This is a genomic window from Streptomyces sp. NPDC052496 (assembly GCF_040679095.1).
Taxonomy (GTDB): Bacteria; Actinomycetota; Actinomycetes; order Streptomycetales; family Streptomycetaceae; genus Streptomyces.
Window position 1 is genome coordinate 13,742 of sequence record NZ_JBFAUH010000025.1, and the last position, 11,157, is coordinate 24,898.

An 11,157-nucleotide genomic window follows, 5' to 3' on the forward strand; every position below is an offset into this window, starting at 1 on the left:
ACTGAACCTCCAGCAGGTGGCTCACGCTCGAAAGGCGCCCACGTGTCCATCGGCAACTCCCCCGAAGACGACCGGCCCTCCATCGGCCGCGCCATCCAGCAGGCCCGTCTCGCGGCGGGACTGACCGTCGACGAGGTCAGTTCCACCACTCGGGTGCGCGTGCCCATCGTGCAGGGCATCGAGCAGGACGACTTCTCGCGCTGCGGCGGCGACGTCTACGCGCGCGGGCACCTGCGCACGCTCGCGCGCGCCGTCGGCCTCGATCCGGAACCGCTGATCGCACAGTTCGACGGGGACCACGGCGGCCGCCCCGAGCCGACCCCCGCCGCGCCGCTCTTCGAGGCCGAGCGCATCCGGCCCGAGCGCGGCCGCCCGAACTGGACGGCGGCGATGGTCGCGGCCATCGTCGTGGTCGTCGGCTTCGTCGGTTTCACCCTCTTCAGCGGCGGCGGCAAGGGGAGCGCGGTCGCCGACGGCGACAACACCGCGGCGCCGGTGCGGCCGACCGAGCCCGCCGCCGGCAAGTCCGGCAAGACCGCCAAGCCCAGCACCGTTCCCGGACCCGGGCCCTCGGAGAGCGCCATCGCGGGCGTACCGAAGGACAAGGTCACCGTCAAGATCACGGCGAAGGACGGGCAGAGCTGGATCGCCGCCAAGGACGCCAACGGCCGACTGCTGGAGGACGGCCTGCTCAAGAAGGGTGAGTCCAAGACGTTCACGGACAAGAAGCGCATCGACCTGGTCGTCGGCAATGCCGGGGTCGTGCAGCTGTTCGTCAACGGCAAGGAGATCGAGAAGGTCGGCGACAAGGGAGCGGTCGAGCGGCTGAGCTACTCGGCGGGCCCGCAGGCGGGCTGAGCAGGGCCGGGACGGGGCCGGACGGACGGGGCAACCCTGGCAGCGATGGAGGTTGCCGGGACAAAGTAGGCTGACTCCATGCCCGAACGCCGTACCGTCGCCCTTGTCACTCTTGGCTGCGCCCGTAACGAGGTGGACTCGGAGGAGCTCGCAGGCCGCCTGGCAGCGGACGGCTGGGACCTCGTCGAGGACGCCGCCGATGCCGATGTCGCCGTCGTCAACACCTGCGGCTTCGTCGAGGCCGCCAAGAAGGACTCCGTCGATGCCCTGCTGGAGGCCAACGACCTGAAGGACCACGGCCGCACCCAGGCGGTGGTGGCCGTCGGCTGCATGGCCGAGCGGTACGGCAAGGAGCTGGCCGAGGCGCTGCCGGAGGCCGACGGCGTCCTCGGCTTCGACGATTACAGCGACATCTCCGGCCGGCTGCAGACGATCCTGAGCGGCGGCAGCGTCGAGGCGCACGCCCCGCGCGACCGCCGCAAGCTGCTGCCGATCAGCCCGGCCGAGCGCCAGGACGCCGCAGGCGTCGCCCTGCCCGGCCACGGCGCGGTCGAGCCGGCCCCGGCCCCCGCGGACCTGCCGGAGGGCGTGGCGCCCGCCTCAGGGCCCCGTGCGCCGCTACGGCGCCGGCTGGGCACCAGCCCGGTCGCCTCCGTGAAGCTGGCCTCCGGCTGCGACCGCCGCTGCTCCTTCTGCGCCATCCCGTCCTTCCGCGGCTCCTTCATCTCGCGCCGCCCCTCCGACGTGCTCGGCGAGACCCGCTGGCTCGCGGAGCAGGGGGTGAAGGAGATCATGCTGGTCTCCGAGAACAACACCTCCTACGGCAAGGACCTGGGCGACATCCGCCTGCTGGAGACGCTGCTGCCGGAGCTGGCCGCCGTCGACGGCCTGGAGCGCATCCGGGTCAGCTACCTGCAGCCCGCCGAGATGCGCCCCGGCCTGATCGACGTGCTGACGCAGACGGAGAAGGTCGCCCCGTACTTCGACCTGTCCTTCCAGCACTCGGCGCCGGGCGTGCTGCGCGCCATGCGGCGCTTCGGTGACACCGACCGCTTCCTGGACCTGCTGGAGCAGATCCGCACGAAGGCGCCGCAGGCCGGTGCCCGCTCGAACTTCATCGTCGGCTTCCCCGGCGAGACCGAGGACGACCTCGCCGAGCTGGAGCGCTTCCTGACCGGGGCGCGGCTGGACGCGATCGGCGTGTTCGGCTACTCCGACGAGGACGGCACCGAGGCCGCCACGTACGACAAGAAGGTCGACCCGGACGAGGTCGCCGAGCGCCTCGCGCGCATCTCGCGGCTGGCCGAGGAGCTGACCGCGCAGCGCGCCGAGGAGCGCCTCGGTGAGACCCTCAGCGTCCTGGTGGACAGCGTCGACGAGGAGGACGGGGTCGTGGGGCGCGCCGCGCACCAGGCCCCCGAGACCGACGGCGTGACCCTGCTGCGCACCGCACTCGACCTCGCGCCGGGACGTATGGTCGAAGCAAAGGTCGTGTCGAGTGAAGGCGTCGACCTGGTGGCCGAGGTGCTGTCGGTGGACGGCGTGCCGTGTACTGAGGAGGCGGGCAGATGACCGGAGTCCCGGCTTCCGCGGCCGGTGGGCACCACCGCCCGGCGCCGGCCGTCCGGACGGCCGGGCTGTGGAACATCGCCAACGTCCTGACCATGGTGCGGCTGCTGCTCATACCGGCCTTCGTGCTGCTGCTGATGCACGGCAGCGGCTACGACCCGGCCTGGCGCTCGTTCGCCTGGGCCGCTTTCGCCATCGCCATGATCACCGACCTGTTCGACGGCCACCTGGCGCGCCAGTACAACCTCGTCACGGACTTCGGGAAGATCGCCGACCCGATCGCGGACAAAGCGATCATGGGCGCGGCGCTGATCTGCCTGTCCGTGCTGGACGACCTCTCGTGGTGGGTGACCGGCGTCATCCTCTTCCGCGAGCTGGGCATCACACTGATGCGGTTCTGGGTGATCAGACACGGGGTCATCCCCGCCAGCCGCGGCGGGAAGCTGAAGACGCTCGCCCAGGGCACCGCGGTCGGCATGTACGTGCTCGTGCTGTCCGGGCCGCTGGCGACGTTCCGGTGGTGGGTGATGGCGGTGGCCGTCGTGCTGACGGTCGTGACCGGCCTGGACTACGTACGGCAGGCGATCGTCCTGCGGCGGGCCGGACTGGCTGAGGCGCAGGCCGTACAGGCCGAGGAGCGGGCCAGGACGGCCGCACAGGCCCAGGGCGACGGGGGATCCGTACGGTGAGACGGGGCACCCGTACGGTGAATCCTGGGCCGGCCGCGTGGGCGACCTTGCGAAGTGGTTGCGGAAATGCGTGCTGATATGGAGCGGGGTACGGGTGGGGCCCTGCCTGGAGATGGGCATGGGGCCGCGTGTGACGGTGTGCATGGGGCTGTGCACGACGGTGCCCGTGGGGCCGTGTGTGAAGGTGCGCATGGGGCCGTGTACGACGGTGCGCATGGGGCTGTGTTCCGGGATGTGAGTGGCCCGGTCGGCGAAGAGGCCCCGGAGCCGTCCGCCGAGGGGCTGACGGCGGCGGATCGGGCGCGCGACGTACTCGCCGCGCGGGTGCTGGACGAGCTGGTGGCGCGCGGGGAGAGCCTGGCAGTGGCCGAGTCCCTCACGGGCGGACTGGTTGCCGGAGCGCTCACCGGGGTACCCGGAGCCTCCCGGGCCTTCCGCGGCTCGGTCACGGCGTACGCGACCGAGCTCAAGCGGGACATTCTCGGTGTCGACGGGCCACTGCTCGACGCGCGCGGCGCCGTCGACGCGGAAGTTGCCCGCCAGATGGCCCGTGGTGTAAGGCGTGTGCTGAGCGCGCACTGGGGTATCGCCACTACGGGGGTGGCCGGCCCGGACCCCCAGGACGGACAGCCTGTGGGCACCGTTTTCGTCGCGGCCGACGGCCCCGGCGGAGCGGGCGGCGTGCTGCGCCTGACGCTGGACGGCGACCGCCGGCGGATCCGCCGGGACACGGTGGCGGCGGTGCTCCGGCTGCTGGCGAGTCAACTGACAGAGAACGCGGCGGCACAGGATACGGAACAACGGGGGGAATTTTGATGTTTGCAGCCCTGAGTGAACACGAACTCACGCCCCGCACGGCCGAGGCCCGAGGCGGTACGGTGGGGCGAGAAGGATCCGGATCCGAGGTCCGAGGAGGGAGCCAGCGATGATTCTGCTTCGTCGCCTGCTGGGTGACGTGCTGCGCCGACAGCGTCAGCGCCAGGGCCGCACCCTGCGCGAGGTCTCCTCCTCCGCCCGGGTGTCGCTCGGCTATTTGTCCGAGGTCGAACGGGGACAGAAGGAAGCCTCTTCCGAACTGCTCTCGGCGATCTGTGACGCGCTGGACGTGCGCATGTCCGAGCTGATGCGGGAGGTCAGCGACGAGCTGGCGCTCGCGGAGCTGGCGCGGTCCGCCGCCGCCGGCGACCCGGTGCCCGCACCGGTCCGCCCCAAGCTGAACTCGGTGTCCGTGACCTCGCTGGCCGGGGTTCCGGAGGACCGCGTGACGATCAAGGCGCCCGCGGAGGCCGTGGACGTCGTCGCGGCCTGAGGATGTGGGCGTGGCTTGAGGGTGTGAGCGTGGCTTGGGCCGGGGCTGCGGTTGGAGCTGGAGCTGGGCCCGGGTGCGTGCCGTGGGCTGAAGCCCGGTGCTGTGGCGGCTTGAGTGGTTCGAGCGGGCCGAGTGGCCCGAGCTCGTTGTCCTCGTTTTCCTCGTTATCCTCGTCCGAGTTCCGTTGTCGTCGTTCGAGTCCCGTCGTCCTCGTCCGAGTCCGTTTCCGTGGACTGGCCCCCTTAGAGGCCCCATCGACTTCCCTGAGCCCCGTCCGGCAGCTGCCGGACGGGGCTCAGGGCTTTTCAGGGACTCCAGGGCCGGGCCGAGTGCCGCGGCCGGCGGGACTTTCGTCCTCAGGTGAAGGGGCCGCGCATTACCGCAGCGCATCTGGGTACTCGACCCGTACAGACAGGACCAATCGTTTGTACGATGGGCGAAGCGGAGTCATTCGCCCTGAAAAGGAGTAAATGGATGTCTGTCGTCAAGAGCACGCTGTCCGACGACGACCGCAAGGTGGTCGGGGACGCACTGCAGGGAGCCCTCGTCGACCTGGTGGATCTCTCGCTCGTGGCGAAGCAGGTCCACTGGAACATCATCGGCCCGCGCTTCCGGTCCGTGCATCTCCAGCTGGACGATGTCGTGGACACGGCTCGCGCCTACGCCGACACGGTGGCCGAGCGCGCCTCGGCGATCGGCGTCTCCCCGGACGGCCGGGCCGAGACGGTCGCGAAGACCAGCGGCATCGACACGGTGCAGGACAACTGGATCAAGGACGCCGAGGTGGTCCGCGTCGTGACCGATGCACTCGGCGCCGTCATCGCCCGGATGCGTGAGCGCATCCGCGTCACGGACGAGCCCGACCCGGTCTCCCAGGACATCCTCATCGGCCTGACCGCCGACCTGGAGAAGCACCACTGGATGTTCCAGGCCGAGTCCGCCTGACCGCTTGCGGCCTCCCGGTGATTTCGGGCTTTCCGAGCCTTCCCGGGTCTCCCCGGTGTTTCGTGTTTCCGGTCTGTCCGTGGGGCAGGCCGCCTCAGCGCCCCTCTGACGCCGTCAGGGGGGCGCTGGTGCTGTTGGTGCGGTCGGGGTTAGTGGTAATGGTGCTGGTGGTGCTGGCGTTGCTGTGGGGCAGGGCGTCGTCGATGTGGAGCCGCTGCCCTTCGGTGGTGACAGTGAGGCCGTGGCGGGCGATCTCCGGCTCGCCGGCGTGTATCCATTGCCGGTGAGCCGCCTCGATCTCGTCCCAGAGGCGGCGCGGACCGTGCTGCCGTACGTGGTAGGTCGCGGTCTGCCGGCCGTCGTAATCGACTGCGGCCCATGAGGTGGCGGCGTCGTCGGCCAGCCATAGGCGGGTGTGCACGGGGCGCATGTCTGCGAGGGCGCCTGCGTCGGTGTCGGTGTTGGTGTCGGAGCCCGTGCCGGTGCCGGTGTCGGTGCCGGAGCCCGTGCCGGTGTCCCAGGAGTGCCACACGTCGGGCACACGCAGTCCGATCGCGAACTGTGCGTCCAGGCTGCCGCCCGCCACCGCCCAGGGGGACAGGGCCGTGTCCGAGTGCATGGGGCGCTGCCCCATGCGCAGAAGGTCGCGGTCGAGATCGGCGGTCGCACGCCGGCCGCGCATCACCATGTAGGAGCCGTAGCCCGCGAACCGCCCGGTGGCCGTGGCGTCCGGATGCCGGGTGAGGACGAGCGTCCCGTACGTGATCCAGCTGGTGCTCCACGGCACGACGAGACGGGCGCCGGGCGCCGTCTGCGCGAGCCAGACCGCGGGGACGGAGCGCACGGAGCAGGTGGAGATGAGCCGGTCGTACGGGGCGGCAGCGGCGTGGCCGTGCGCCCCGTCGCCGGTGACGACCGCGGGGGCGTACCCGGCGGCCTCCAGCATGGTGCGGGCGGCCTCGGCCAGCGTCGGATCGACCTCGATGCTCACCACGTTCCCGGACCCGAGGCGATGCGCGAGGAGGGCCGCGTGGAAGCCGGTACCGGTGCCGATCTCCAGCACCCGGTGCCCGTCGGCGAGCGCGGCGTCCTCCAGCATGCGCAGCACCGTGCTGGGCGCGGAGGCGGACGAGGTGGGCTCCTGGAACCCGTCGTCGTCCTCGACGATCTGCGTGACGACCGGCACGTCGCCGTACGCCGCTTCGGCCCAGCGGACCGGTTCCGCGCCGCGGTCACAGGCCACGTACCCGCCGGCCCCGTCACGGAGCCAGACCCGCCCGGGCAGGAACAGGTCACGCGGCACCGCATGGAGCGCCCGCACCCAGCAGGCGGGGACGGGGCGTCCGAGTGCGGTGGCCACTTGGGAGAGGAGTTGGGAGAGGAGGGGGTGAGGGCCGGAGTTGGGGCTTGGGCTGGGGTTGGGGTTGGGGTTGGGGCCGGGGGCGACGGGTGACGGGGCGGGGGAGGCGTGGGTCACTGGTGCTCCGGATCGCCTGGTGGTTGTGGACCGGGCTGCCGAAGGTAGCGGACGGTGACGCGACTGTCCGCCCCGCGTGACGGTGGCGCCGTAGTGGCGTGTCTGTGATTCGGGGAGGTGTGGGCAGACGATCATGTGGGGAAACGAACGCCGGATCAGCAACGTATGGAGGAGTGTCCGCTATGTCGAAACCCCCGCTGCCACAAGACGCGATCGACATGCTGAAGAAGGCCAACCCGGCCGTCATCACGACCCTGCGGTCGGACGGCCAGCCGGTCTCCACGGCGACCTGGTACCTCTGGGACGACGGCCGGGTGCTGGTCAACATGGACGAGGGCCGCAAGCGCCTGCAGCACCTGCGCAACGACCCCAGGGTGACGCTCACCGTCCTCGACGAGTCGAGCTGGTACACCCACATCAGCATCATCGGGCGCGTCACCGAATTCCGTGACGACAAGGACCTGACCGACATCGACCGGCTGGCCCGGCACTACATGGACGATCCCTATCCGCAGCGCGACCGCGGCCGGGTCAGTGCCTGGATCGAGATCGACCGCTGGCACGGCTGGGGCAGCCACAAGGACAGCAGCCAGGCCGGCTGACGGTTCATGTGCGGGACCTCCCGCGGGATTCCGCAAGTGCGGAATTCCGGGGGAGGTCTTCGGCTGTTCAGGGATGTGGATGTGCGGATACGGGCCCGTGCTGTCGCTCTCGCCGCCGGGCTCTTCTGCGTTCAGGCGGCGAGTTCGTACGATTCCAGGCGTTTGATCATTCGGCGGACCACCAGGAGCGGAATCACACCGAAGACACCGAAGGACATGTCGATGAGCTGCCAGTAGAACGGAATTCCGCGGATCGGGCCGCAGATGAGGGCCAGCGGAATGATGCCCGCGCAGGCGATCATGCCGAAGTCGATGACCCAGATGTTACGGACCGGGTCGCGGAACGGACCGTAGAACGCCACCGCGATGACCAGGTGTGCAAACGCCAGCCAGTCCGTTCCGTAGAGCAGGAACGGATACTTCGCGTCGGTCGCCTCCAGCCCCTCCCGAGCCCTGCCGATCCACTCCACCAGCCCCGGGAAATGACCGCCGAGTGGTGATGCGTCGGACCGCAGCAGTGTGTCGGCCCACCGAAGTTCGGTGACGAGCGGAAAGGCCGTCAGTCCGCTCAGTACGAGACCGATGATGAAGACGACCAGCCAGATACGAATACGGCGCCGAAGCGCCTTACGCCCCTCCATGATCGGAGCGTACGCCTGCCTTCAGCGGGCTTTCCCTCCGGGGGCGGGGTACGGAATGCGGGTGGCGCGGCAAGCGGTTCAGAGCGGAACTCCGGTGTCGATCAGGGAGCGGGCGCCCTGGCTCAGCAGTTCGGTGGCGGCGTGCGCGCCGAGTGCCGCCGGGTCGTGCGGGGCGTCGCTGCACAGGTGGACCTGCGCGAAGGCGGTGCCGTCCGGGGAGAAGACCGTGCCGCGCAGGGAGAGCCGGCCGTCCGGGCCGGTGACGCAGTAGCCCGCGATGGGGCTGTTGCAGTGGCCGCGCAGGCCCTGGAGCATCACGCGTTCGGCGGTCACCTCGGTGAGCGTGGGCTCGTGGTTGAGCTGTTCCAGCAGCGCGGCGACGGTGCTGTCGTCGCGGCGGCATTCCAGGGACAGGACGCCGGCCCCGACGGCCGGCAGCATCTCCTCGATCTCGAAGACCTGCCGCACCCGGTGAGCCAGCCCCAGCCGCGCCAGTCCGGCACTCGCCAGGACCATGGCGTCGAGAGGGGCGGATGCATCGTGGTCCTGTTCCTGTCCGGTCCGGTCCTGTCCTGCCCGGTTCTGCCCGGCTTGGTCCTGTCCGGTCTGTTCCTGTCCGGGCGGGTCCTCCCCGGCTCGTGCGGTGCGTGTGCCGTCCAGGAGTTCCAGACGGGTGTCCACCGCGCCGCGTACGGGGACGATCCGCAGGTCGGGGCGGGTGCGCAGGAGCTGGGCCCGGCGGCGTACGGAGGCGGTGCCGACCCGGGCGCCGGGCGGGAGATCGTCGAGGTGGCGCACCGTCGAGTGCTCGGGGACGACCAGGACGTCCCGGACGTCGGCACGCTCCAGGTGAGCAGCGACGACCAGACCCGCGCGGAGCGGCACGTCGCCGGGCACGTCCTTGAGGCAGTGCAGCGCGAGATCGATGGCACCGCTCTGCAACCGCGCGTCCAGCGCCTTGACGACCAGGCCCTTCCCGCCGCTGCTGTCGCCCTCGCCGCCGGGTTCGGGACCGGCCTCGGCCCGGACCGGCACGGTCACGGTCCGCAGCTGCGGGTCGAGCCGGCGCAGCCGTCGGGTGACCTCGGCGGTCTGGGCGAGGGCCAGAGGACTCGTACGGGTTCCGATGCGCAGCTCACGGGCGGGAAAATCGGCGCTCACGGACGGTCTCCGTTCGGTGCATCTCGGGCGGTGCCCGCCGTGGGGCAGTGATCATTCAGTGCAGCGTAAGAGACACCGGCCGACGGGCCGGGGAGATACGGGTTCGAGCTGGTGTACGGGGGTGGGAGGGGGCGGCTGTTCCGGTGCGCGCGCCCCACGCGCCGGGCGGCGGCCACGGGCCGTCTGGATGCGGGCCGGGTGGTGGCGGGCGAAAATACCGGGAGACAGAGATCCGTGGGGACGGGGTATGGACGCACGAGCCCCGTCGAAATGTTCGCGCCGGTTGTGCCCCGGTGCGCCCTCCCGCTGGACGGCTGCGCCCGTCTAGCGTCGACCGGAGGAGGCAGTCATGGCTAGGCACGACTTCTTCGCCCGGTTCGGTATATCCCCGGCCTGGCTGGCGGCCAGGGCCGCTGCCGCGGGTCTGTGGTGGTGGGCCGTACTCCGGCTGACGCTGTGGCCGGGCACGTCGGGCATCGTCGAGGGAGCGGTGGCGGCCGGGGGATGGGGGCTGAGCCTGTTGCCGGTGCACTGCGTGCCGTGGGGGGAGCGGGCGCGGGGCGGGGGGAGGCGTGGGAGTGGGAGCGGGTGGGGGAGCTGGCGAGGTGGGGGTGGGGGTGGGGGTGCGGGGCGGCTTCCCGGTGCTGGCGCCGGTGGCGGTGCCGGTATTGGTGTTGGTATCGGGGGTGCGCTGAGGAGTGGGGTGATCAGGGCGTGGCGGGGGCTGGGGCGAGGTCGGGGTCGGAGCCGGAGTCGGAGTCGGAGTCGCGGGTGGTGAGGTCACCCGATTGGCGGAGGAGGGGTTGGGGCGGGGACCGAGCGCGGGGAGCGTGGCGTCAGGGGGAACGTTTCGGTGGTGGCGCGACGGAGATGACGTAACTGGTCGGGCGTTCTGGCGTTCTGGCGATCTGAGGGGCTGGCGATCTGAGGGACTGGCGACCCAGCGGCCTGGCGGCCCAGTGGTCCAGCTGACGCGCCGTCAGGCCTGATGCTGCGGCCCCGCCTTGATCTCCTCCGCGGCCGTGCCGTCCTCCGGCTGGCAGGTGGGGCACCAGTAGGTGACGCGCTCCTGGGTGGGCGGGCCCTGTTCGCCCGTACGGATCGGTGTGCCGCAGCGGAAGCAGGGGCGGCCGGCGCGGCCGTAGACCCACTGGCGGCGGTCCGGGCGGGCGCTCGGCGTCGTGACGCGGGCGAGGCGGTCCTTGTTGGCTTCCAGGAGTTTCTTGGCGAGGGTGGTGGCGCGCTCCGGGGCGGGCAGGCGGCCGATCGGCAGCCAGGGGGAGGCGCGCAGCAGGAAGCAGAGTTCGCACTTGAAGACGTTGCCGATGCCGGCCAGGTTGCGCTGGTCGAGCAGGGCCTCGCCGAGGGGGCGGGCGGGGTCGGCGAGCAGGCGGCGCAGGGCCTCGGCCGGATCCCAGTCGGGGCCGAGCAGGTCGGGGCCGAGATGGCCCACGGCGTCGTCCTCCTCGGCGGTGCGCAGGAGTTCGAGGACGGGGAGCCGGTAGCCGACGGCGGTGCGGTCGGCGGTGGCGAGGATCGCGCGGATCTGGTGGGCGGGGCCGCCACGCCAGCGTTCGGCGGGCGCGTAGATCTTCCAGGCGCCGTCCATGCGCAGATGGGAGTGGAGCGTCAGGCCGCCCTCGACGCGGGTGAGGAGGTGCTTGCCGCGCGGGACCACCTCCAGGACCGTACGGCCGGAAAGGTCGGTGGTGGCGAGCTTCGGCACGCGCAGGTCGGTTCGGGTCAGCGCCTTGCCGGCCAGCGCTGCGTGCAGGAGGCGGGCGGTGCGCCAGACGGTGTCGCCTTCGGGCATGGAGACATTGTGCCGGGTGGGGGCGCGCGATGGCGGGGCGCGGGGCGTGCGGGGCGCACGGTGGCCAGACGCAGGTGCGCGTGCGGGCGTGGG

General features: G+C 71.3%; 12 protein-coding genes. 8 read left to right on the forward strand and 4 right to left on the reverse strand.

The features are described 5' to 3' along the window. The first annotated feature begins 42 nt into the window (after positions 1–42). From AB0L45_RS29310 to AB0L45_RS29335, 6 genes are all read left to right on the forward strand, one after another. Positions 43–858, forward strand: coding sequence for a RodZ domain-containing protein (locus AB0L45_RS29310; RefSeq protein WP_365845168.1), 816 nt, complete (start codon positions 43–45; stop codon positions 856–858). A 78-nt stretch (positions 859–936) separates the two neighbouring features. Then, on the forward strand, positions 937–2,430 hold the full coding sequence (gene rimO, locus AB0L45_RS29315; RefSeq protein WP_365845170.1) for a 30S ribosomal protein S12 methylthiotransferase RimO: 1,494 nt from the start codon (positions 937–939) through the stop codon (positions 2,428–2,430). Beyond that, positions 2,427–3,116 carry a CDP-diacylglycerol--glycerol-3-phosphate 3-phosphatidyltransferase gene (pgsA, locus tag AB0L45_RS29320; RefSeq protein ID WP_365845172.1) on the forward strand — a complete coding sequence of 230 codons (690 nt, stop codon included), beginning with the start codon at positions 2,427–2,429 and terminating at the stop codon, positions 3,114–3,116. The genes rimO and pgsA overlap by 4 nt, the downstream gene beginning before the upstream one ends. Before the next feature lie 324 nt (positions 3,117–3,440). Further along, positions 3,441–3,932 (forward strand): CinA family protein, encoded by a 492-nt coding sequence (locus tag AB0L45_RS29325; protein ID WP_365845355.1) that lies wholly within the window; start codon positions 3,441–3,443, stop codon positions 3,930–3,932. Positions 3,933–4,041: 109 nt separating this feature from the next. Then, the gene (locus AB0L45_RS29330) at positions 4,042–4,425 is read left to right on the forward strand and encodes a helix-turn-helix transcriptional regulator (RefSeq protein ID WP_365845174.1); all 384 of its coding nucleotides are present in this window, start codon (positions 4,042–4,044) and stop codon (positions 4,423–4,425) included. Between the two features lie 474 nt (positions 4,426–4,899). Next, positions 4,900–5,370 (forward strand): DNA starvation/stationary phase protection protein, encoded by a 471-nt coding sequence (locus tag AB0L45_RS29335; protein WP_365845176.1) that lies wholly within the window; start codon positions 4,900–4,902, stop codon positions 5,368–5,370. A gap of 94 nt (positions 5,371–5,464) precedes the next feature. Here the strand turns inward: AB0L45_RS29335 and AB0L45_RS29340 are convergent, their stop codons facing one another. Beyond that, on the reverse strand, positions 5,465–6,847 hold the full coding sequence (locus AB0L45_RS29340) for a methyltransferase domain-containing protein (RefSeq protein ID WP_365845178.1): 1,383 nt from the start codon (positions 6,845–6,847) through the stop codon (positions 5,465–5,467). A gap of 182 nt (positions 6,848–7,029) precedes the next feature. On the opposite strand from AB0L45_RS29340, the gene AB0L45_RS29345 reads away from it, so the two are divergent. Further along, complete coding sequence (locus AB0L45_RS29345; protein ID WP_365845180.1) at positions 7,030–7,449, forward strand: PPOX class F420-dependent oxidoreductase; 420 nt, start codon at positions 7,030–7,032, stop codon at positions 7,447–7,449. Between the two features lie 131 nt (positions 7,450–7,580). Here the strand turns inward: AB0L45_RS29345 and AB0L45_RS29350 are convergent, their stop codons facing one another. Continuing rightward, positions 7,581–8,090 (reverse strand): hypothetical protein, encoded by a 510-nt coding sequence (locus tag AB0L45_RS29350; protein WP_365845181.1) that lies wholly within the window; start codon positions 8,088–8,090, stop codon positions 7,581–7,583. A gap of 78 nt (positions 8,091–8,168) precedes the next feature. Then, positions 8,169–9,251: a hydroxymethylbilane synthase gene (locus tag AB0L45_RS29355; protein WP_365845183.1), complete on the reverse strand. Its 1,083-nt coding sequence runs from the start codon at positions 9,249–9,251 to the stop codon at positions 8,169–8,171. A gap of 349 nt (positions 9,252–9,600) precedes the next feature. Between AB0L45_RS29355 and AB0L45_RS29360 the strand changes: the two genes are divergently transcribed. Beyond that, the gene (locus AB0L45_RS29360; RefSeq protein WP_365845185.1) at positions 9,601–10,029 is read left to right on the forward strand and encodes a hypothetical protein; all 429 of its coding nucleotides are present in this window, start codon (positions 9,601–9,603) and stop codon (positions 10,027–10,029) included. A gap of 201 nt (positions 10,030–10,230) precedes the next feature. On the opposite strand, the gene AB0L45_RS29365 is transcribed toward AB0L45_RS29360, so the two are convergent. Further along, a complete protein-coding gene (locus AB0L45_RS29365; RefSeq protein WP_365845187.1) occupies positions 10,231–11,064 on the reverse strand; it encodes a DNA-formamidopyrimidine glycosylase family protein in 834 nt (277 codons plus the stop codon). Positions 11,065–11,157: the final 93 nt, after the last annotated feature.